At 70.6% G+C, this 23,325-nt stretch carries 12 protein-coding genes; 4 read left to right on the top strand and 8 right to left on the bottom strand.

Going from position 1 to position 23,325, the window contains the following annotated elements; all coding sequences use genetic code 11:
- Positions 1–3: 3 nt before the first annotated feature.
- Positions 4–5,379: a polyketide synthase Pks13 gene (pks13, locus tag H7I87_RS17725; protein ID WP_033726475.1), complete on the top strand. Its 5,376-nt coding sequence runs from the start codon at positions 4–6 to the stop codon at positions 5,377–5,379.
- 8 nt (positions 5,380–5,387) lie between these two features.
- On the top strand, positions 5,388–6,953 hold the full coding sequence (locus H7I87_RS17720) for an acyl-CoA carboxylase subunit beta (protein ID WP_031344660.1): 1,566 nt from the start codon (positions 5,388–5,390) through the stop codon (positions 6,951–6,953).
- Here H7I87_RS17720 and H7I87_RS17715 read toward each other — a convergent pair.
- The 6 genes from H7I87_RS17715 to H7I87_RS17690 all read right to left on the bottom strand — a co-directional run bounded on the left by H7I87_RS17715 (position 6,950) and on the right by H7I87_RS17690 (position 17,633).
- The gene (locus H7I87_RS17715; RefSeq protein WP_033726476.1) at positions 6,950–7,843 is read right to left on the bottom strand and encodes a class I SAM-dependent methyltransferase; all 894 of its coding nucleotides are present in this window, start codon (positions 7,841–7,843) and stop codon (positions 6,950–6,952) included. The genes H7I87_RS17720 and H7I87_RS17715 overlap by 4 nt on opposite strands.
- Positions 7,844–8,665: a helix-turn-helix domain-containing protein gene (locus H7I87_RS17710; protein WP_033720159.1), complete on the bottom strand. Its 822-nt coding sequence runs from the start codon at positions 8,663–8,665 to the stop codon at positions 7,844–7,846.
- A 7-nt stretch (positions 8,666–8,672) separates the two neighbouring features.
- The gene (locus tag H7I87_RS17705) at positions 8,673–10,442 is read right to left on the bottom strand and encodes an acyl-CoA dehydrogenase family protein (RefSeq protein WP_033726477.1); all 1,770 of its coding nucleotides are present in this window, start codon (positions 10,440–10,442) and stop codon (positions 8,673–8,675) included.
- 10 nt (positions 10,443–10,452) lie between these two features.
- On the bottom strand, positions 10,453–10,968 hold the full coding sequence (locus H7I87_RS17700) for a hypothetical protein (RefSeq protein WP_019732576.1): 516 nt from the start codon (positions 10,966–10,968) through the stop codon (positions 10,453–10,455).
- Between the two features lie 144 nt (positions 10,969–11,112).
- A complete protein-coding gene (gene embB, locus H7I87_RS17695; protein WP_033726478.1) occupies positions 11,113–14,310 on the bottom strand; it encodes an arabinosyltransferase EmbB in 3,198 nt (1,065 codons plus the stop codon).
- Entirely contained in the window at positions 14,307–17,633 is a 3,327-nt protein-coding gene (locus H7I87_RS17690; RefSeq protein ID WP_023862040.1) for an arabinosyltransferase domain-containing protein, read from the bottom strand. Before H7I87_RS17690 ends, embB begins: the two co-directional genes overlap by 4 nt.
- A 177-nt stretch (positions 17,634–17,810) precedes the next feature.
- Here H7I87_RS17690 and H7I87_RS17685 point away from each other — a divergent pair, with 177 nt between their 5' ends.
- On the top strand, positions 17,811–18,965 hold the full coding sequence (locus H7I87_RS17685; RefSeq protein WP_033720162.1) for a BTAD domain-containing putative transcriptional regulator: 1,155 nt from the start codon (positions 17,811–17,813) through the stop codon (positions 18,963–18,965).
- 3 nt (positions 18,966–18,968) lie between these two features.
- On the opposite strand, the gene H7I87_RS17680 is transcribed toward H7I87_RS17685, so the two are convergent.
- Positions 18,969–19,592 carry a maleylpyruvate isomerase family mycothiol-dependent enzyme gene (locus tag H7I87_RS17680; protein ID WP_033726479.1) on the bottom strand — a complete coding sequence of 208 codons (624 nt, stop codon included), beginning with the start codon at positions 19,590–19,592 and terminating at the stop codon, positions 18,969–18,971.
- A gap of 182 nt (positions 19,593–19,774) precedes the next feature.
- Here H7I87_RS17680 and H7I87_RS17675 point away from each other — a divergent pair, with 182 nt between their 5' ends.
- Positions 19,775–19,987 (top strand): hypothetical protein, encoded by a 213-nt coding sequence (locus tag H7I87_RS17675; RefSeq protein WP_003872589.1) that lies wholly within the window; start codon positions 19,775–19,777, stop codon positions 19,985–19,987.
- 58 nt (positions 19,988–20,045) lie between these two features.
- Here the strand turns inward: H7I87_RS17675 and H7I87_RS17670 are convergent, their stop codons facing one another.
- On the bottom strand, positions 20,046–23,321 hold the full coding sequence (locus H7I87_RS17670) for an arabinosyltransferase domain-containing protein (RefSeq protein ID WP_033719203.1): 3,276 nt from the start codon (positions 23,319–23,321) through the stop codon (positions 20,046–20,048).
- Positions 23,322–23,325: the final 4 nt, after the last annotated feature.

The raw sequence follows: 23,325 nt of genomic DNA, 5'->3' as shown, positions 1-23,325 counted from the left end.
ACCATGGCTGACATAGACGAACCTCAGGAGAACACGCCCGCCAAGAAGAGCGATATGCGCGCCGGCGACGATGCAGAGCGAAGCGATGCTGAGGAGCGGCGCCCGACAACCGTGCCCGAGATGCGCGAGTGGCTGCGCAACTGGGTGGGCCGGGCCGTCGGGAAGTCACCCGACGAGATCGACGAGTCGGTGCCGATGGTCGAGCTGGGTCTGTCGTCGCGGGACGCGGTGGCGATGGCCGCCGACATCGAGGACATGACTGGCGTCACCCTGTCGGTGGCGGTGGCCTTCCAGCATCCGACCATCGAGTCGCTGGCCACCCGCATCATCGAGGGCGAGCCGGAGGCCGTCGACGCCGGCGACGACATGGACTGGTCGCGCAGCGGGCCGGCCGAGCGGGTCGACATCGCGATCGTGGGGCTGTCCACCCGGCTGCCCGGCGACATGAACAGCCCCGACGAGACCTGGCAAGCGCTGATGGAGGGCCGCGACGCCATCACCGACCTGCCCGAGGGCCGCTGGTCGGAATTCCTCGAGGAGCCGCGCATCGCGGCGCGGGTGGCAGGCGCCCGCACCCGCGGCGGCTACCTGAAGGACATCAAGGGCTTCGACTCGGAGTTCTTCGCGGTCGCCAAGACCGAGGCCGACAACATCGACCCGCAGCAGCGGATGGCGCTGGAGCTCACCTGGGAGGCGCTCGAGCACGCCCGCATCCCGGCGTCCAGCCTGCGCGGCGAGGCGGTCGGCGTGTACGTCGGCTTCTCCAACAACGACTACCAGTTCCTGGCCGTGTCCGACCCCACGGTCGCCCACCCCTACGCGATCACCGGCACCGCCACCTCGATCATCGCCAACCGGGTGTCCTACTTCTACGACTTCCGCGGCCCTTCGGTGGCGGTGGACACCGCCTGCTCCAGCTCGCTGGTGGCGACGCATCAGGCCGTGCAGGCGCTGCGCAACGGCGAGTGCGACGTGGCGATCGCCGGTGGGGTCAACGCGCTGCTCACCCCGCTGGTGACGCTCGGTTTCGACGAGATCGGCCAGGTGCTGGCACCCGACGGCCGGATCAAGTCGTTCTCCGCCGACGCCGACGGCTACACCCGCTCCGAGGGTGGGGGCATGTTCGTGCTCAAGCGGGTCGACGACGCCCGCCGGGACGGCGACCAGATCCTGGCCGTGATCGCCGGCAGCGCGGTCAACCACGACGGCCGGTCCAACGGCCTGATCGCCCCCAACCAGGACGCCCAGGCCGAGGTGCTGCGCCGGGCCTACAAGGATGCCGGCATCGATCCGCGCACCGTCGACTACATCGAGGCGCACGGCACCGGCACGGTGCTGGGTGACCCGATCGAGGCCGAGGCGCTGGGCCGGGTGGTCGGCCGCGGCCGGCCCGCCGACCGTCCGGCGCTGCTCGGAGCGGTGAAAACCAATGTGGGACACCTGGAGTCGGCGGCCGGCGCGGCCAGCCTGGCCAAGGTGGTGCTGGCGTTGCAGCACGACAAGCTGCCGCCGTCGATCAACTTCGCCGGGCCCAGCCCCTACATCGACTTCGACGGCATGCGCCTGAAAGTCATTGACAGCCCGACGGATTGGCCGCGCTACGGCGGCTACGCGCTGGCCGGGGTGTCCAGTTTCGGGTTCGGTGGCGCCAACGCGCACCTGGTGGTGCGCGAGGTGCTGCCCCGCGACGTCATCGAGCGCGAGCCGGAACCAACGCCCGCCCCGCAGGCCGCCGCCGAGCCCACCGAATCGCCTGAGCCGCAGGCCCACGCGCTGCGGTTCGACGACTTCGGCAACGTCATCCCCGACCCCGAAGCACCCGAGGAGGAAGAGCACGAGCTTCCCGGGTTGACCGAGGAGGCGCTGCGCCTCAAGGCGATCGCGCTGGAAGAGCTTGCGGCGCAACAGGAGTCCGAGCCCACCAAGCCGCTGATCCCGCTGGCCGTGTCGGCGTTTCTGACGTCACGCAAAAAGGCGGCCGCCGCCGAGCTGGCGGACTGGATGGAAAGCCCGGAGGGGCAAGCGTCGTCGCTGGAATCGATCGGCCGCGCCCTGTCCCGGCGCAACCACGGCCGCTCCCGCGCGGTGGTGCTGGCCCACGACCACGAGGAGGCCATCAAGGGTCTGCGGGCGGTCGCCGAGGGCAAGCAGCGGCCGAACGTGTTCAGCACCGACGGCCCGGTCACCAACGGCCCGGTGTGGGCGATGGCCGGTTTCGGTGCGCAGCACCGCAAGATGGGCAAGAACCTGTACCTGCGCAACGAGGTCTTCGCCGAGTGGATCGAGAAGGTCGACGCGCTGATCCAGGACGAGCGCGGTTACTCGGTGCTCGAACTGATCCTCGACGACTCGCACGAGTACGGCATCGAGACCTCCAACGTCGTCATCTTCGCGATCCAGATCGCGCTGGGTGAGCTGCTCCGCCACCACGGCGCCAAACCCGCTGCGGTGGTTGGCCAATCGCTCGGCGAGCCGGCGTCGGCGTATTTCTCCGGCGGGCTCTCGCTGGCCGACGCCACCCGGGTGATCTGCTCACGCTCGCACCTGATGGGCGAGGGCGAGGCGATGCTGTTCGGCGAGTACATCCGCTTCATGGCCCTTGTCGAGTACTCCGCCGACGAACTCAAGACGGTGTTCGCCGACTTCCCCGGCCTGGAGGTGTGCGTCTACGCCGCGCCCAGCCAGACCGTCATCGGCGGGCCGCCGGAGCAGATCGACGCGATCGTCGCCCGCGCCGAGGCCGAGGGACGTTTCGCGCGCAAGCTACAGACCAAGGGCGCGGGCCACACGTCGCAGATGGACCCGCTGCTCGGCGAGTTCTCCGCGGAATTGCAGGGCATCAAGCCGATGAGCCCGACCGTCGGGATCTTCTCGACGGTGCACGAGGGCACCTACATCAAGCCCGGCAGCGAGCCGGTCCACGACGTCGCCTACTGGGTCAAGGGGATGCGGCATTCCGTCTACTTCACCCACGGTATCCGCAACGCCGTCGACAGCGGCCACACCACGTTCCTGGAGCTCGCCCCCAACCCGGTGGCGCTGATGCAGATCGGCCTGACCACCGCCGCCGCGGGATTGCATGACGCCCAACTGATTCCGACGCTCGCCAAAAAACAGGACGACGTCGAGTCGATGATCTCGGCCATGGCCCAGCTCTACGTCTACGGCCACGACCTGGACATTCGCACGTTGTTCACCCGGGCGAAGGGTCCGCAGGATTACGCGAACATCCCGCCGACCCGGTTCAAGCGCAAAGAGCACTGGCTCGACGTGCACTTCTCCGGCGACGGTTCGGTGATCATGCCGGGCACCCACGTTGCGCTGCCGGACGGCCGGCACGTGTGGGAATACGCGCCGCGCAACGGCGAGACGGACCTGGCGGCGTTGGTGAGATCGGCTGCCACACAAGTGCTTCCGGACGCGCAGCTGGTGGCCTCCGAGCAGCGGGCGGTGCCCGGCCCGGGAGCCCGGCTGGTGACGACCATGACCCGTCATCCGGGTGGGGCGTCGGTCCAGGTGCATGCCCGCATCGACGAGTCCTTCACCCTGGTCTACGACGCGCTGGTGTCGCGGGCCGGCCAGAACGTGGCGGCGCTGCCGACCGCGGTCGGCGCCGGCGCGGCCATCGCCGCCGCCCCGACCGTCGCGGCGCCCGAGCAGCCGGCGCAGACCCCCGTCGAGGAGGACACCAACGCCGAGACGCTGTCGGACAGCCTGACCGCCCGCTACCTGCCCGCCGGTACGGGCAAGTGGTCACCGGATTCGGGCGAGACCGTCGCCGAGCGGCTGGGCCTGATCGTCTCGGCGGCAATGGGTTACGAGCCCGAGGACCTGCCGTGGGAGGTGCCGCTGATCGAGCTGGGCCTGGACTCGCTGATGGCGGTGCGGATCAAGAACCGGGTCGAATACGACTTCGACCTGCCGCCGATCCAGCTGACCGCGGTGCGTGATGCCAACCTCTACAACATCGAGCAGCTGATCACGTACGCGATCGAGCACCGCGACGAGGTCGAGGCGCTGCACGAGCATCAGAAGACGCTGACGCCCGAGGAGATCGCCAAGGAACAGGCCCAGCTGCTCAGCGGGGCGACGCCGGCCTCGGTGGCCGCGCCCGCCCCCGACCCGCAGGCCGAGCCCGAGACCCAGCCGGCCCCGCCGCCGCCGTCGGACACCCCGATTCCGCCGCCGCCGACGGACCCGTCGGGTCCCTCCGCCAACGGCGGGCAGCCCAAGCCGAGCCTGGCCGAGGCGCTCAGCTCCGAAGCGGTGACCAAGGCGCTGAACTCCGACGTGCCCCCGCGCGACGCCGCCGAGCGGGTCACCTTCGCCACCTGGGCGATCGTCACCGGCAAGTCGGCGGGCGGCATCTTCAACCCGCTGCCCAAGCTGGACGCCGACACCGCCGCCAAGATGGCGCAGCGGCTGTCGGAGCGGGCCGACGGGCCGATCACCGTCGAGGACGTGCAGGCCGCCGAGACCATCGAGGCGCTCGCCGAGCGGGTGCGCACCTACCTGGAGGCCGGCCAGATCGACGGGTTCGTGCGCACCCTGCGGGCCCGGCCGGAGGGCAGCACCAAGATCCCGGTGTTCGTGTTCCACCCGGCCGGCGGTTCCACCGTGGTGTACGAGCCGCTGCTCAAGCGGTTGCCGCCGGACACCCCGATGTACGGCTTCGAGCGCGTGGAGGGGTCCGTGCAGGAGCGGGCCGCCCAGTACGTGCCCAAGCTGCTGGAGCTCAACGGGGACAACCCGTTCGTCCTCGTGGGCTGGTCGCTCGGCGGCGCGCTGGCCTACGCCTGCGCGATCGGGCTGAAGCGGGCCGGCGCCGACGTCCGTTTCGTCGGGCTGATCGACACCGTCCGCGCCGGCGAGGAGATCCCGCAGACCAAGGAGGAGACCCGCAAGCGCTGGGACCGCTACGCGCGGTTCGCCGAGCGCACCTTCAACGTCGAGATCCCGGCGATCCCCTACGAGCAGCTCGAGGAGCTCGACGACGAAGGGCAGGTCAAGTTCGTGCTGGACATCGTCCAGCAGAGCGGGGTGCAGATCCCGGGCGGCATCGTCGAGCACCAGCGGACGTCCTACCTGGACAACCGGGCGCTCGAGACCGTCCAGATCGAGCCGTACGACGGGCACGTGACGCTGTACATGGCCGACCGCTACCACGACGACGTCATCGAGTTCGAGCCGCGCTACGCCATCCGCCAGCCCGACGGCGGCTGGGGCGAGTACGTGGCCGACCTGGAAGTGGTTCCGATCGGCGGCGAGCACATCCAGGTCATCGACGAACCGATCATCGGCAAGGTCGGCGCCCACCTCACCGACGTGCTGAATAAGGTGGAGGCGCAAACCAGTCAGACAAGTGAGGTAGGCAAGTAGTGACGGAGATGGCGCCGGCCCCCATCCAGCACACCACCGCCGAGAAGCTGGCCGAGCTGTACCGCCGGCTGGAGTTGGCCAAGGAGCCCGGAGGCGAGAAGGCCGCCGCCAAGCGGGACAAGAAGGGCATCCCCAGCGCCCGGGCCCGCATCCACGCGCTGGTCGATCCGGGCACCTTCCTGGAGACAGGGGCGCTGGCCAAGACACCCAACGACCCCAACGCCCTCTACGGCGACGGCTGCGTCACCGGCCACGCCATGATCGACGGCCGGCCGGTCGGGGTATTCTCCCACGACCAGACGGTGTTCCAGGGCACGGTCGGCGAGATGTTCGGCCGCAAGGTGGCCCGGCTGATGGAGTGGTGCGCCATGGTCGGCTGCCCGATCATCGGCATCCAGGACTCCGGCGGCGCCCGCATCCAGGACGCGGTCACCTCGCTGGCCTGGTACGCCGAGCTGGGCCGCCGGCACGAGGCATTGAGCGGGCTGGTGCCGCAGATCTCGCTGATCTTCGGCAAATGCGCTGGGGGAGCGGTGTATTCGCCGATCCAGGACGACCTGCTGGTCTCGGTGCGCGATCAGGGCTACTTCTTCGTCACCGGCCCGGACGTGATCCGGGAGGTCACCGGCGAGGAGGTCACCCTCGACGAGCTCGGCGGCTCCGACGCGCAGGCCCGCTACGGCAACATCCACCACGTGGTCAACACCGAGGCCGAGGCGTTCCAGTACGTACGGGAGTACCTGTCCTTCCTGCCGTCCAACTGCTTCGACCAGCCGCCGATCGTCAACCCCGGGCTGGAGCCCGAGATCACGCCGACCGACCTCGAGCTCGACTCGATCGTCCCGGACTCGGACAACATGTCCTACGACATGCACGAGATCCTGCTGCGGATCTTCGACGACGGCGACTTCCTCGAGGTGGCCGCCCAGCACGGCCCGGCCATCATCACCGGCTACGCCCGCGTCGACGGCCACCCCGTGGGCGTGATCGCCAACCAGCCCATGCACCTGTCCGGGTCGATCGACAACGAGGCCTCGGACAAGGCCGCGCGGTTCATCCGGTTCTGCGACGCGTTCAACATCCCGCTGGTCTTCGTGGTGGACACGCCCGGCTTTCTGCCCGGGGCCGAGGAGGAGAAGCGGGGCATCATCAAGCGCGGCGGCCGGTTCCTCTACTCGGTGGTGGAGGCCGACGTGCCGAAGGTGACGATCACCGTCCGCAAGTCCTACGGCGGCGCCTACGCCGTGATGGGCTCGCGGCAGCTGACCGCCGACTTCAACTTCGCCTGGCCGACCGCGCGCATCGCGGTGATCGGCGCCGAGGGGGCGGCGCAGCTGCTGATGAAGCGGTTCCCCGACCCGACCACGCCCGAGGCGCAGCAGATCAAGAAGGACTTCATCGAGGGCTACAACCTCAACATGGCGATCCCGTGGACGGCGGCCGAACGCGGCTTCATCGACGCGGTCATCGACCCGCACGAGACGCGGCTGCTGCTGCGCAAGTCGCTGAAGTTGTTGCGGGACAAGCAGTTGTGGTTCCGCGTCGCCCGCAAGCACGGGCTGATCCCGGTCTAGTCGCCCACGGCCTGCTTGGTCGCCTGCACGAAATAACCGCGCGGCGCCCCCGCGACGTCCATCGGGACCGCGGGCGCATACCAGCGCTGGTACCGGTTGCCCGGTTCCGCGACATCGGTCACCGTCGCCGACCAGCCGAGGCGCTCGCACAACCCGCCCGGGTCGTCGGTGCCGAAGCGCCACGGGGCGCCGCTGCGGGCCATCGACTCCAGCACCGGCGCCATGAACTCCGACCCCAGCAGCGCCTTGCCGACGACGTCGTAGAGCAGGACCGAGCCGCGCGCCGAGAGCGCGTCGACGCGGTCGAACAACGCGGTGACCGCGGCCTCGTCGAGGTACTGCAGCAGCCCCTCGATCAGCCACACCGCCGGCGCGGACGGATCGAGTCCGGCGCGGCGCAGGGCGGCCGGCCAGTCCTGGGCCAGATCGACCCCCACCGCAACACGTCGACACGCGGGCCGTTCGCCGGCCAGCACGCCGTCCTTGGCCGCCAGCACCTGCGGCTGGTCCAGTTCGTAGACGACCGTGCCGTCGGGCCACGCCAGCCGGTAGGCGCGGGCATCCATGCCGGCGGCCAGGATGACGACCTGGCTGATTCGCTGCGCCGCCCCCAGCAGGGCGTCATCCCAGAACCGGGTGCGCACGACGATCTGTGCGGTGGCGCTCTCGCCGGTCGCGGCCAGCGCCCCGGCGAGCAGCTCGCGCCCTCGATCGCCGGCCAGCCGTGCCGCGAACGGATCGGCGAAAAGCCGGTCGTCGCGGGTGGTTTCGTGGGCGCGGATGGCGGCCACCAGCAGCGCGGTGTCGGCGACCGCGGCGAGGTTTGCGTCCATCACCCCATCATCGGCGCCGGGCGCCGGCCGCGGCTTGGATATTTTGGCCGCGTGCACTCACCGGGCGAGTTCGACGTGACCGGGCATCGACGAGCGCCGCCGCGCGTACTGGGTGGGGGTGACACCGGTGAAGGCGCGGAACTCGCGCACGAAGTGGGCCTGATCGAAATAGCCGAGATCGGCCGCGATCATCGCGCCCCGCGCCGGGGTGTCGAGCGCGCGCAGCGCGGCCTGCAGCCGGCGCACCCGAAGATAGGCCTTCGGTGACAGGCCGACCTCGCAGCGGAACAGCGCGGCGAACCGCTTACGCGAAAGACCGCTCAGCTCTTGGGCTTTCGAGACGCGCATGGACGGGTCGAGATCCGCGCCGCGCAACACCGGCGCCAGGCGCGCAGGCGGCCACACGGCGTCGCGGCGCATCCGGCGGACCAGAAACGCCTGCAGCAGCGCCACGCGGCGCGGTGGCGAGCCGGCGTCGATGAGTTGCTCGTGCAGCAGCGCCGCGTCCCGACCCCAGAGGTCTTCGAGGCCAACCAGCGCATCCTCCAGATCGCTCAGTGGGCAACCCAGGAATGCCAGCGCCCCGGCGGGCCGGAAGTGGATGGTCATCACGGTGTGGGCGGGGGCGACCCGCACGACGTAGGCCGTCGCGCCGGCCCCGGCGGCGAAGGTGGGCGGGACCGTCAGCGGCGTGCGGGCATCCGAGGCGTAGAAGCCGAGGTCCGTACGGCCGCCGACGTCGATGATCGCGGTGACCGCGCCGCGCGGCAGCGCCCGGCTGGTGTGTACCCCCAAGGCCTCGTCGCCGCGCCAGTAACCGAAATACTCGATGTGCTCGGCGAGCGGCGGGCTCGGCCGGTACAACCGCGGAGCAGTCATCGGGTGCCTAGGGACGGAACGCGCCGTCAACCAGTTCGTCGAAGCGCTGCAACGCCTCGTCGGAGTCGGCGTCGATGCCGCGCAGCGCGCCCCGGTCGGCGAGATAGCGCTGCGCGTAGAGCCGCGCGACCAGCGCCTTGCGGTCACCGCCGCGGGTGGCCCGCTCCCAGGCGGCCTGCTCGACCAGCAACGCGCCGCCGTAGACGTCGCCCATGAATTGGGCCAGCGCGAACAGCCGCGCCTCGGCCAGCGGCTTGTCGAGCTTGCCCCAGGCGGTGATCGCCGCGTCCAGGTCCTCGATCCGGCCGGCCACCAGGCGGGTGGCTTCGTCGTCGTCGGCCACCGACACCGCATCGCGCAGCCGGGCCAGCAGCGTCTCGTGCGCCCGGGTCTGCTCGATGCCGCGCCGCACATCCAGGCACAGGATGTTGTCCGGGCCCTCCCAGATGGTGTTGACCTGGGCGTCCCGCAAAAGCCTTGCCACCGGCCAGTTTTCGATGTAGCCGTTGCCGCCGTGGATCTCGATCGCATCCGAGGCCGCGGTGATGCCCAGCCGGCACACCCGGAGCTTGGTGACCGGCACCGCGATGCGCTGGCGCATGCCGCGCGGCTGGCGATGGTTGGTGGCGCCGGTGCCGTCGAACACCATCGCCTGCGCCGCCTCGACGTCGACGATCAGCTCGGCGAGCTTGCGCCGCATCAGCGGCTTGTCGATCAGCACGCCGCCGAACGCCCGGCGCTGCCGCGCGTAACACAGCGACTCGACCAGGGCGCGGCGCGCGTTGCCGAGCCCGAACAACGCGATGCCCAGCCGCGCGGCGTTGGTCAGCTCCATCATCCGGCCCAGCCCCTTGCCGTCCGACGCGGCGCCGTCGGTGGGCTCGCCGGACAGCAGGAACGCCTCGGCGTCGACGAACTCGACCTCGCCGGAGGCCACCGAGCGGGTGCCGAGCTTGTCCTTCAGCCGGCGCACCCGCACCCCGTTGCGGGAACCGTCGCGGCGGGTGCGCAGCACCAGGAAGTTGGCCACACCACGCGAATTGTCCTGCGCCCCTTCGGGTTTGGCCAGTACGACGAACGCCTCCCCGGCGCAGTTGGAGGCGAACCACTTGAAGCCGTTGAGCAGCCAGCTGTCGCCGTGGCGCGTCGCGGTGGTCTCCAGCGCGCCCAGGTCGGAGCCGCCGGTGCGCTCGGTGAGCAGTTGCGCGGTCTCACCGGCCCACTCCCCGGAGGCGAACTTGGCCAGCACGTGCTCGCGCACATCGGCGGGCGCGTAGGCGGCCACCAGCGACTGCACCATGCCGCCGCCGGTGCCCAACGCACACCCCATCCCGATATCGGCTTGGTTGAGCAGGTAATTGGACGCGAACAGCGGCAGCGACGAGCTCATCTTCGCCGCCCGCGCTTCGGTGCGCAGCGCCCGCTGGGCCTCCAGCACGGCCCGCTTGGACTGGACGAAGGACGGCGGCATCACCACCCGGCTGATGTCGTGGCCCCACCGGTCGTAGCGCTCCAGCCGGGGCGGGTTGCGGTCGGTCTCCTCGGCCCAGCGCGCCACCGGGCCGCCCATCAGCTCACCGATGCGCGACAGATGCCGCTCGGCCAGCGCCAGCTCGTCGGGCTGCAGGTAGTAGGACATGGTGAACTGCAGCGTCGGATCGGTGTCATACCAGTTGAGACCCACGGCCCCGCAGTAGTTCTCGGTCGCGTAGCGCTGGGATTTCTCCGCGGTGGAAAAGGGCAGCCGATCCACCGCCTCGACGGCGTAGTCGCTCATCGTTGAGACGTTACGCGCCCACCGGCACCACGAACTCCGACGTGTAGAACTCGGCCGGATTCTGCGAGTTCGGATTCGGCCGCTCGATGATCAACCACACCCCGGTGGTGCCGGGCCGGACGGTGTCGGAAACGGTCGCCGTGCCGCGGCCCGCGCCGTCGAGGTCCATACCGGTGAAAGCGGTTCCCGGGTCGCCGGGCCCGCAGCCGGCCGACGACGGCCGCGGTTCTTCGATGAGGCCGACGTCGAAATGCATTCCGGGCTCGGGCGCGTCCACCAAATGCACCTCGGCCACGGCCGTGGACCCATTGACGCGGACGACGGCCGAGCCGGTGCCCAGCATCGGGCTGGGCACCTTGGGCGCGATGCTCACCTTGCTGAAATCGCAACGGCGCAGGTAGTTGTCGAAAACGACGGTGGTGCCGCCCCCCTCGGCGGCCGCGGTGGCCGGGGATGACACCGCGGCCGGGAGGATCAGCGCCGTGACGGCGGCCGCGTGCGTTCCCAGGCGAATCAGCGTGTGCATCGGGCCATCCTTTTCCGGGTGTGAACTGGATCACGGCGGAATTAGTATTGACCCGGAAATGGATTGCCGAAACCCATTATCGGTAATTACTCGATCGTTAATTCGGCGCGTTATTCGACCGGTGAATAATTACGGCTAAACCATTTATGGTTTTATTCGTATCGGGCCCGGCGACCACCAACCGGTGCGGGTCGCGGTGCCCAGATCGAGTTGCGCGGGATGCGCGTCGGCGATGGTTTCGAACCGGCGCAGCGATCCCCAGTCCCGGCCCCAGTCGTGCGACAGGTACGTCGACATCACGTGCGCCCGCAGCAGCAGGTCGGTGATCCCCAGCAGGCCCCCGTTGGTGCCGTCCTCCCAGGTGTCGGTGTCCATCTTCTTGGCGGTGTAATCCGGGGTGATGCGGAACTTGGGGATCTCGGTGACCCCGTTGACGTGCAGCATCGGCTGCTGGCACGGGAAGGCCAGCCCCACCGCCCAGTCCATCAGCACCGGCTGGGTCGAGCCGACGTACTCCTGCAGCGAGCGCATCTCGGGCACCCGCGGCGGGGTCACCGCGATCCAGTCCTCCGGCGTCAGCGACAGGTCCTCGGCCACCACCCGCACGGCCACGGTGTCCGCGGGCATGTCGGAGCGGGCGAAGCGCAGGTTGCGCCAGGCCTTGGGCTGCTCGCCGTACAGGTCGTAGGGCACCAGCCGGCCGGCGGGCACGATGTCACCGCCGGGCCCGGGCCGGCCGTACTCGAGCACCACGGTCTGCCCGTCGGTGTGGTGGTGCAGCACGCTGTTGCCGGCGATCTTGCCGGCGGCGGTCACCACCACCAGCGGGTGACCGTCATCGGGTGCGGGCAGCCGGTACCACGCCGAGGTCAGCCGGCTCTGCTGTTGCGCCCCGGTGGTGTAGCTGCCGGCCAGCGGCACCCGGGCGGCGTCCAGGCCGTACGGCAGCGGCACGGTCGAGCCGTTGATGCCCGGCGCGCTCAGCTTGGTCGGCGCGTCCCAGTCGTAGTCGGTGCCGGGCTGGTTGGGGGTGATCCGAATCGCTTCGGCGACAGTGTGTTCGGGTACCCCGTTCGGGGAGAAGCCCACCGGGTGCTGGCCGCCCAGCGGGCCCAGCGGCCCGTAATCGCCGCCGAGCGGCGTCATGTAGCCGACGTTGCTGTCCGGTTCGACGAGCACGTCGTCGGCCAGTCCGCAGCCGCCGCTGAACTCGCGCAGGTTGTCCCAGGCGTTCGAGTAGGTGGGGTACTGGCGGACGATGCCGGCCACCATCGACGCGATGAACACCAGCGCCATGAAGCCGGCCGCGAGGGGCACCGGCGCCGCCGTCAGCGCCCGGGCCAGCCGGCCCTCGCCGTGCTCCCGGGAGGCGAAGTGCAACCAGGTCGCGTACAGCGCGGCCGCGACGAACATCGCGAAAAAGACTGTGCTGACCGTGATTCCGCCGATCTTCGGCATGGTGCTGTTGAACGGCGCCCCGTAGCTGGACACATACCACCAGCCGTTGGTGGTGGCGAAGCACAGCGCCATCATGAACAGCAGCGCGGCCAAGAACGCCATCCGGTTGCGCGACCAGCGCAGCACCGCCGGCGACACCAGCACGGTGGTCAGCGCGGCCATCGCCGCGCCCACCGCGGCGAACAGGCCGAAGTGGTGCACCCACTTGGTGGGGGTGAACATCAAAAAGAACATGGTGCCGAAGATGACACCCATCAGCCGCCACGCCGGCCCGCGGGCCACCCCGGGAATTCGCTTGCGCCGCAACATGATGAACACCGCGGTGAACAGGCACAGCGCGGTGATCAGGAAGCCGAACCGCCGGGACAGCGAGCCGTCGACGGTGGGCAGGATCAGGTAGTAGTAGCGCAGGTTCTCGGTGTACCAGGCCTGGCTGGGTCCGATCGCGGTGCGAATCCTGGTGGCTTCCAACACCGTTGCCAGCGTCTGGTCGGCGAACACCACCGTCAGGATCACCGTGCCGGCGGCCAGCATGGGCGCCACCAGCGGCCAGGTGCCCACCACCCGGTGCCGGCGGACCAGGATGCGCAGGATCGGACGACCACCGGCGACCAACGCGGCCACCGCGATCAGGCCGGTGGGCTGCACGCCCAGCGTGAAGGCGGCCGTGATGACGGCCAGCGCGGCCGGGGTGAGCCGGCTGTAGCGCATCGAACGCTCGATCAGCACATAGGTGACCAGCGATCCCAGCGCGATGATCGGCTCGGGGCGCAGCCCGTTGTCGAACGGCATCCACGCCGTCAGCAACACCATGCCCGCCGCCCAGTTGGCCGGTCTGCTGGCGGCCACCGCCGGTCCCAGCCGGGGCAGCACCTCGCGGGACAGCAACAGCCAGCACACGATTCCGGCGAACAGGTCCGGCAACCGCATCCACAGGCTGGCGTCGCTGACATGCGTCATCAGCGCCAGCAGGTTGTAGTACCAGCCGAACGGGTCCTCGGGGCTGCCGAACCAGCGGAAGTAGTTCGACATGTAGCCGGCGCGGTCGGCCACCCGGGCCATGCCCAGGATGTAGCCGTCGTCCGACGAGTTCGCCCCGATCACGTGCCAGAGCACGAACCCGAAGATCACCGCGACGTCGGCCAGGGTGAACGTGCGCCAGTTCGCCGGAATGAGCCGGCGCATCCGGTGCCCGTCCAGTTGATCGAGCCGCCACAGCGCGACCAGCGCGACGATGGTGGCCAGGATCGCCGTCACCATCGCCGCCAGTTTCAAAGTGGTTGGCGTGGTGGAGAATCGGGTGTCGATGGTTGCCGACAGCTTCAGGCCGGCCGGGGCGGGCCCGGTCAGGTCGGTGAACACGCCGACGATCTGGGGCCGCAGGTTGGGGTCGGGGAATCCGCCGCCGAGTGGTTTGCCCGCCGGGTCGGTGAGCCCGACGAAGGTGGCGAAGGTGCCGGCGCGGGTCGAGGTGATCTCGATGCGGGAACACCCGGCTCCGGCCACCTGATCCCGGGATGCGCTGGCGATCACCACGTTGCGGTCGGTGACGTCGACGCGCTTGCCGTGGGCGACGACGAACAACGCGTTGAGCGCGGCGTCCTTGCCCTTCTTGGGCCCGGTGGCCAGGATCACCCCGCCCTCGGGCGGCAGGTCGCGCACCGACGAGCAGGGGACCGTCGCGGTCAGGTCCACCGGGGTGAGCGAAATCAGCGGTGCGGTAACGCTGTTCAACTGACCGCCCTGCGGCCAGTTCAGCGTCGCGGTGGTCTGCACGACGGGCAGCAGCGGGGTGGCGACCGACAGCACGAACCCGATCAGCCCGGCGATGGTCGCCACCCAGCGCGTCACCCGCACGTCGCCGCCGACGGTCGAAACGCTCATGGGAGTGCCCGAATCGGTCCCTGCCGGCTCCAGCCGTGCACTGTCATCACACCCTGTTCGATAGCGGCGTCCGGCGCCTGATCGGCCGGCACCAACCGGAAGTACTGCTCCACCGATCCCCAGTCGCGATACCAGTCGCCGCGCAGATAGGTCGGGATGGTCGAGGTGCGCAGCAGCGCCTGCAGGAACAGGAACGGCCCGCCGGCTTCGCTGGACTGCCACAGGTTCGACGACGCCGCGGTCTGCTTGCGGTCCGGCAGGATGCGGTAGGCCGGAAGTTCAGCCACGCCAAGGTGTTCGGAGAAGGGCCGCTGGCACGGGAAGTTCGCCGCGGTCGCGATGTCCATCATCACCGGCGTCTGCGAGCCGATCAGCTGCTGCAGGGTTTCGGTCACCGGCACCCGCGGCGGGGTGAACGCGAACCACTGCTCGGAACTCAGGTTCGGGTCGTAGGCGACGATGCGCGCCACGTTGGCCTCCGGCGGCGCCCAGGCCAGCGGGAAGCGCAGATTGCGCCACGCCGGCTGCGGGCCGATGTCGATCGGCTGCACCTCGGCCAGCGGCACCGTGCTGCCGTCCGGGCGGGCGACGCCCCACTGCAGTTTCAGCGACTGGCCGTAGGTGAACGTGCCGTCCTCCTTGTAGGACCAGATCGCGCCGGCCGCCGACACCACCACCAGCGGGCGGTCCGGCGTGCGGGGCGGCAGCTGGTACCAGGCCGAGGTGGCCGTGGCGGCCAGCGAGTTCTCGCCGTAGCTGCCCATCACCGGGGTGCGGGCCGGGTCGAGGCCGAACGGCAGCGCCGCGTGCGAGCCGTTGACGCCCACCGGCCCCTTGCCGCCGGCGGTGCCCGCCGAGTCGCTGTAGGCGACGTTGGGTTTGTTGGGGGAGGCGTCGGAGTTGACCAGCCCGGGCTTGGTCACCACGGGGTCGGACTGCAGGTCGTCGCCCACGCCGTCGGGTTTGAAGCCGACCGGGTTGACCCCGCCGAGCGGCCCGTCCGGCCCGAACGTCTGGCCCGGCAGCGGCTGCAGCATGCCGGCGTTGGCGTCCGGCTCGGCCAGCACGTCGTCGGCCATCGCGCAGCTGGTCGGCGACAGCCCCGACGCGATGGCGGCCAGGTTGGCCTTGCCGGTGGTGTACAGCGGGTAGCGGAACACCGCGCCCTTGGTCAGCGAGGCGACCTCGCCGACCACCATGATGGTCGCGACCACCAGCAGCGGGGTGGACGCCAGCACGCGGTTGCGCCGGCTGTCCTTGACCTCGGTGTGGCCCGCGTAGTCCATCCGGAAGTGCTGCCAGGCCGCCAGCAGCCCGGTGATGATGGACAGCGTCAGGAACATCGACGTCACCGGGTGGCTGGCGATGACCGGCTGGATGTCGTACCACGGCACCCCGTAGTTGCCGACGTAGAACCAGCCGTTGATCCCGGAGGTGGCCCAGGCCAGCACGAACAGCAACGCCGTCACGTACAGCGTGAGATTGCGGCGGTTGTGCAGGCCGATCCGCGAGCAGGCGAACGCGGTCAGCGCGCCCAGCGCCCCGGCCAGCCCGGCGAAGGCGCCGAACTGGACCGCCCACTTGGTCGGCGTGAACGTCAACAGCAGCAGGCCGACGGCGGTGGTGCCGATCAGCCGCCAGGCCGGGCCGCTGGCCACCCCGGGGACATGGCCGCGGCGCAGCAGGATGACCAGCATGCCGAACAGGCACAGCAGCATCACCAGCACGGCGAAGCGCCGCGCCATCGACCCGTCGGGGTTGGATTCGACCGTCAGGAAGTAGTAGCGCAACCAATCCTGGTACCAGGCGATCGTCGGGCCGACCTTGTATTTGATCCGGGCCGACTCCAGCACCGTGGCCACGGTCTGGCTGCGGAACACCACCACCAGGATCAGCGACAGCGCCGCCGCCAGCACCGCCAGCGGCGCCAGCAGACCGTCGCTGGCCCGGCGCCGCCGGATGGCCTGGGCGACGGCCCGGGCGCCGGTGAGCAGCGCGGCGACCGCGATCAGGCCCTGCGGCGCCAGGGTGGCGGTCAGCAACGCCACCACGACGGCCACCGCCGCCGGCGCCAGCCGCTGCAGCGCGATGGCCCGTTCCACCAGCATCCAGGTGACCAGCACGCCCAGCGCGATCAGCGGTTCGGGCCGCAGCCCGTTGTTGAACGGCAGCCAGGCCGCGACGAACACCGCGCCCGCGGTGAAGACCGCCACCCGGTTGGCCGCCAGCCCGCCCCGGCCCGGGCCCAGCCGGCGCAGCACCCAGTGGCTGATGATCAGCCAGCAGCCGATCCCGGCCAGCGTCGCGGGCAGCCGCATCCACACGCCGGCCGTGCTCACCGAGGCCAGCCGGGACAGCAGGCCCAGATACCAGTCGAAGGGCGCGTCGGTGGTGCCGAAGTAGCGGTAGTAGTCGACGAGGTAGCCGGCCTTCGGCGCAACCCGGGCGATGGTCAGGTTGTAGCCGTCGTCCGACGAGGTCGCCCCGACGACGTGCCACAGCAGCAGGGTGGCGAGCACCGCGGCGTCGGCGATCCAGGTCGCGAGCCCGACCCGGCGCCAGTTGGCCAAATGGGTGCCGGGGCGGTACCGGGACAGCCACGCGATCGGGGAGCGCCAGTTGATCAGGGTGCCGCCGCCGCGGCTGCGCCGATCCAGCACCGCCAGCGCGACGATGGCGGTCAGCACCGCCAGCGTGCCCAGCACCATCACGATCTGTTTGAGGACCGTCGGCGCGGTGATGAACCGGGTGTCGATGTCGACGCGGGCCGAAAGCCCCGGCCCGGCGGGCACCTTGAGGTCGGTGAAGATCCCGCCGACCTGGGGCTTCTTCTCGGCGGGCAGGGTTCCCGCGGCGCCGGGGATGCCGACGAACTCGGCACCGGCCGCGCCGGCGTCGGCCCAGGCGTGCAGCACGCTGCAGGCCCCGGCGGCGACGGCCGGGCGCTGCGCCACCGCCGCGACGGTGTCCCGGAAGGCGACGACGACCACGTCCTTGTTGGCCCGCACGAACAGCCCGTTCTTGCCGGCGTCCATGCCGCCGGGCGGCAGCGTGGAGACCACCAGGCCGCCGTCGGCGGGCAGCGTGGCGACGGCCGGGCAGGGGATGGAGATGTCCAGCGCGCGGGGCGCCCCCGACACCAGGGGCGCGGTGATCTGGCTGACGTGTCCGTCGACCGTGCCCTGCGGCCACAGCACGGTGGCCGTGGTCTGGCGCACCGGGAGCAGCGGGACGGCCAGGCACAGCAGCAGGCCGGCGATGCCCGCGACGGCGGCCACCGACCGGGGGATCCGCTGCGATCGCTGTTTACCGTCGTGGGGCACGAGGCTCGATCGTAAGCGACGCGGCTTTGTCCGCCCGGGATGCGGGGCTGCGCGGGGGCGATCTCCGCCGCGCGCCGGTGCGAACCCGGGGGTGATTCACAGCGAACATCCGCCCGCCAATTCAGCCTTCGCCGCGTGCGGGCGGTCAAAATGGACTGCTGAGGAGGCTGACAGGGCGTGGCGAACGCAGGTCTGGGGTTCGGTGTCCTGGGTCCGTTGTCGGTGACCGCCGGCGGCGCCCAGCTGCCGTTGGGTGCGCCCAAACAGCGGGCGGTGCTGGCCATGCTGCTGATCCACCGCAACCGGCCGGTGTCCGTCGACGCGTTGATCGACGGGGTGTGGGGCGCGGCGCCGGTGCCGGCGGCGCGGACCAGCATCCAGTCCTATGTGTCCACCCTGCGCCGGCTGCTGCGCAGCGCGTTGCCCAACCCGAACGGGGTGCTGGCCAGTGTCCCGCCCGGCTACCAGCTCAACGTCGCCGACGCGGACTGCGACCTGGGACGCTTCCGCGGGCACAAGACCGCGGGGGTGCAGGCCGCCAGCCGGGGACGCTTCGAGGAGGCCAGCGGCCACCTGGCGGCGGCGCTGCGCGAATGGCGCGGACCGGTGCTCGACGATCTCCACAACTTCGCGTTCGTCGACGCGTTCGCCAACCTGCTGCTCGAGGAGCGCGTCGCGGCGCACACCGCCCGCGCCGAGGCCGAGATCGCCTGCGGGCGCGCCGATGGCGTGATCGGGGAGCTCGAGGCGCTGGTCGCCCAGCATCCCTACCGCGAACCGCTGTGGGCGCAACTGATCACCGCCTACTACGTCACCGAACGCCAATCCGATGCGCTCGGCGCCTACCGGCGGCTCAAGACCGCGCTGGCCGAGGGGCTGGGCATCGACCCGGGGCCCACGGTCAAGGCGCTGCAGCAGCGCATCCTGCGCCAGGAGCCGCTCGGGCCCGGCCAGCCCGGGAAGGCCGCCAGGCGGGCGATGCTGAGCACCCACAAGCAGAGCACGGTGCGGTCCGAGTCGGCGGCGGCGGTGGTCGACAATCCCGTCGTCGCCCGGTTGCGGGACAAGGCCGGGCGCCACTATCAGCTCAACGGGGTGACCACCCGGATCGGCCGGCTCGACGACAACGAGATCGTGCTGGACGACACCGAGGTCAGCCGCCACCACGCCGTCATCATCGACACCGGAACGGATTTCCTGATCACCGACATTAAATCGACCAACGGCGTCCAGGTGCGCGGCCGGCGGGTGCAGCGCAGCGCCACCCTGGCCGACGGCGACCACATCCGCATCGGCAACTCCGAGTTCGTCTTCGAAATCCGGCCCGCCTGAACGCTATTGGCCGAGCCGGGCGGCCAGCGTGGCGCGCCCAGGCCCGTCCAGATCGGCCAGCGCGGCCGGGCGCCCCGAGATCGCCATCAGCAGCGCCTCGCCGGGCCCGCTCACCTGCGGCCCGTCGCCGTGCGTCCAGTCGATGTCGGTGGCGCGCAGTCGCAGGCCCCGGATCCGTCGCCCCGCACCGAGCCTGGGATTGCCGGGCACCAGCGACAGCACCCGCTGCAACCGGTCCGGCGGCACCACCCGCGGCCGGCCCAGCGCGCGGCGGATGTCCTGGTGATGAATCGTCCCGTCGACCAGTGCGATCATTCCGCCGAAACCCGCTGTCAATCCCCGCGGTTCGAGGTGCTCGCGCAGGAACTCCAGCAGCTGTTGCGGCGTCAGGTCCGCGAACTCGTCGACGCCCACCTGGTTGGCCCGCACCACCCAGCCCTTGGCGAAGCGTTTCAGCAACCCGAAAGCCCCCAGCTCTTCATAGCTGATCACATGGGCGACAACGTCTTTCACGCTCCACCGGCTGCACAGGCTGGGCGCCTCCCAATCCCGCGGCCCCAGGGTGGCCAGGAATTCGGCGAGGTCGGCCCGCTCGGCGCGGGCCATCGCCATCAGCTCGGAGGTCATCGCGGTCGGCCGGTGCTCACAAACGCCAAACCTAGGCCGACGGCCGCCTGGCCTCAAGGGCGCTACCGGGGACGCAAGGATTTCCCAAGAATCTCTCGACCGTCCGGCAAGCCGGCCGTCGCAACCTGGTGTTGCCGGTCGGCGCGACCGGCCCTAGAGAAATACGGCAGATAGGAATCACCATGAAGGAGAAGGTCTCCAAGCTCCGCATCGCCGCGGGTGTCGGGTTGGGCGCCATCGGCTTGTCCATCGCCGGTTCGCTGATGCCGGCCGTCGCCTCGGCGAGCCCGTACGTCCCGCACAGCGGACCGCTGCACCCGGTGCGTCACTACGCCGCCAACTTCTTGAACCCGGGCTGGGCGCTCACCCACCCGCTGCGGGCCTCGGTTCCGTGATCTGAAATCGCTGACGCTGCCCCGTTTTTGGCTGTCGCCGGAGGCGGGGCAGCGTTCGTCAGTGCCGCAGCGGCGCGGGGTTCCACAGCCCGCTGCGCGTCGCCGTGCCCAGCAGCAGCTGGGCGGGCCGGGCGTCGGGATAGTACGGGGTCAGCCGTTGCAGCGAGCCCCAGTCGCGGGACCAGTCGTCCTTCAAGTAGGTGGCCATGGTGGTGGCCTTGGCCAGCAGCTCGGTGACGCCCAGCGGGCCGCCGCCGTTGTTGTCCATCACCGGCGAGTTGGCCTCGGCGCCGAATCGGTCCGGCAGGATGCGCCATTTCGGCGTCTCGTCCACGCCGTTCTGATGGCCGAACGGCCGCTGGCAGGGGAAGGCCAGCCCGACCAGCCAGTCCAGGAACACCGGGTCCTTCGACCCCACCACGTCCTGCAGGGTGCGCAGCTGGGGAATACGCGGCGGCGTCAGCGCAATCCAATGCTGCGGGGCCAGGTCTTCGTCGTCGGCGACCAACCGGACCTGGGTGGCGGCGGCCGGGATCGCCGACAGCGGCAACCGCAGGTTGCGCCAGGCCGGTGACGCGCCGACGTCGGCGAATTGGAACGAGCCGCCCGGGTGCCCGCTGGCCGCCTGCTCGTCGGTGGCCCACTGCACCTGGACCTCGCGCGGGTCGAAGCGCCCGGCCGCGCTGACCACCAGCAGCGGCCGCGCCTTGTCGCGGGCGGGCAGCCGGTACCAGCCGGACCGCAGGTGGGCGGGCACCTGGATGCCTGAGCGCCAGCTGCCCAGCACCGGGGTGCGCGCAGGGTCGAGGTTGAACGGTAGCTGGGCCGACGACCCGTTGATCCCCGGCGCCGGGGTGGTGCCGCCCTCGGTGCCGGCCTGGTTGCTGCCGGTTTTCTCCTCGTCGTTGACGAAGCTGCGGTCACCCGGGCGTTCCATCACCGGGTCGGCGCGCACGTCGGCGGGAATCCCGTTGGCGGTGAAGGCTTCCGACAACCCCGCGCCCAGCGCGTCGGCTGCCGACGGGCCGGCCGGGCCGCCGACCGGCGACAGCAGGCCGGCGCTGGGGTCCTGTTCCACCAGCACGTCCTCGGCCAGGCCGCACGTCTTCCCGGTCAACGCCTGCAAATTGGAGCGGCCGACCGACCACGCCGGATACTGGTCCGTCATCGCCAAGGTCAGCGACGCCACCTCGAACACCACCAGCGCCCAGGTCGCAATTGCCAAGGGGGACTGGATGATTCCGGCCAGCCGCGCCCCCCAGCGGGTTTTCGGCGGGCCGTCGTCGGGCGCCACGAAATGGAACCAGGCCGCCAGCAGCAGCACCAGCACGGTCAGTCCGAGCAGCGCGGTGGCGAACGCGTAATGCCACGCCGGGAACGCATTCGACCACGGCACCCCGAAATTCGAGACGTACCACCAGCCGTTGACGCTGGCGAACGACAGCGCCACCAAAAACAGCACCACGGCGGCGTAGACGGTGCGGTTGCGCCGGGACCGCATCGCCGCCGCGGTCACCGCGACCGCGGCCAGCGCACCCAGCGGCCCGGCCAGCCCGGCGAACACCCCGAAGTGGTGCGTCCATTTGGTGGGGGTGAACATCATCGCGACGAACGAGATGATGGTGATCCCGACGATGCGCCGGCTCGGCCCGGTGGCGGTGCCGGGAATTCGGCCCTTGCGCAACGACATTGCGACGGTCACCGCGAGCGCGAGCACCAGCGCCAGTACGGCGAAGCGGCGGGCGACCGACCCGTCCGGGCTGGCCATGAACAGCCGCTCGTAGCGGATGTGTTCGTCGAACCAGCTCAGGCTGGGCCCGACGGCGCGCTTGAGCATGCTGGCCTGAACCTCGCCGGCCAGCGTCTGGTCGCGGAAGATCAGGATGGCGGTGACGGTGGCCGCGGCCAGCAGGGGCGCGATCAGCGGGAGCGCGCCGAATCGCGTGATCCGGCGGTGCAGGATCGTGCGCAGCGGCCCGATCGCGACCAGCAGCGCGCCGATCGAGGCGATGCCCGTCGGCCCGGAGAACAGGGTCAGCGCGCCGATGATGCAGGCGACCGCGACCGGCAGCAGCCGGCTGGTGGCCACCGCGCGTTCCACCGAGCACCAGGTCAGCAGGATGCCCAGGGCGATGATCGGCTCGGGCCGCAGGCCGTTGTCCAGTGGCAGCCACACCGCCAGGAACATGCCCGCCGCCGTCCAGGCCGCCGCCCGGTTCTGCTTGACGGCGTGACCCAGCCGCGGCATCACCTCGCGGCTGATCACCCACCAGCAGGTCAACGCCATCGCCAGGGTGGGCAGCCGCATCCAGATGCTGGTGGTGCTGACGTGCGCCCACAGCGCCAGCAGGTCGTAGTACCAGCCGAACGGCGCCTCGGGCGTGCCGAACCAGCGGTAGTAGTTGGCCATGTAGCCGGCGTGCTCGGACACCCGGGCCATGGTCAGGATGTAGCCGTCGTCGGAGGTGTTGGCGCCGACGAAATGCCACCACGTCAGCACGGCGATGACCAGCGCGTCCAGCCCGCCGATCGACCACCAGCGGGCAGGCAGGAAGCGGCGGTGCCGGGTGCCGTCGGCGGTGTCCAGGATGTGCAGCGCGACCAGCGCCGCGCCGGTCAGCACCAGGCCGAGGATCATCGCGGCCATCTTCAGCGGGGTGGGGCTGCTGCTGTAGCGGGTGTCGATGGTCGCCGAGAAGCTCAGGCCCGGCGGCGCCGGTCCGCTCAGGTCGGTGAAGACGCCGACGATCTGCGGCCGGAAGTCATAGCCGCTCTTCTCGCCGCGCAGCGGCGCGCCGGGATGCTCGGTGTTGGGGCCCTGGGTGAGCCCGACGAACTCGGCGGTGACCTTGTCGGCGTGCGCGGTGAAGGTCAACCGCTGGCAGGCCGGGCCCAGCACCTGGCTCAGCGGGGCCGTCACCACCGGGACGTTGCGCACCACCAGCACCAGGTCGTCGTTGGCCCGCACGATCAGCAGCCCGCGGTCGACCGCCTTGGGCGCCTGCTTGGGCACCGTCGACAACAACACCGTCTTGCCGGGGTTGCCCCGGCCGGCCAGCCCGGCGGCGGCCTGGCACGGGACGGTGATGTTCAAATCGGTGGCCACGTAACCGATCAGCGGCGCCTCCACGCTGCCGAAGCTGCCGTTTTGGGGCCAGTTCAGCTGGGCGGTGGTCTGGTCGACCGGCAACAGCGGGGTGGCCACCGCCAGCAGCACCCCGAGCAGCCCCGCGACAGAGGCAACCCACCGAGCGATCCGGTGATTTGCCTCCGTGTCGTGCACGGAGCTAGATGCTAGTTCTTCGGCGATGCGGGACCCGGTGTCGGTGCTCATCAGT

Origin of the sequence: Mycobacterium timonense, assembly GCF_025821985.1 — a bacterium.
Classification (GTDB): Bacteria; Actinomycetota; Actinomycetes; order Mycobacteriales; family Mycobacteriaceae; genus Mycobacterium; species Mycobacterium avium.
The sequence above is the reverse complement of the archived record's forward strand: the minus strand, read 5'-3'. Positions and strand labels throughout refer to the sequence as shown.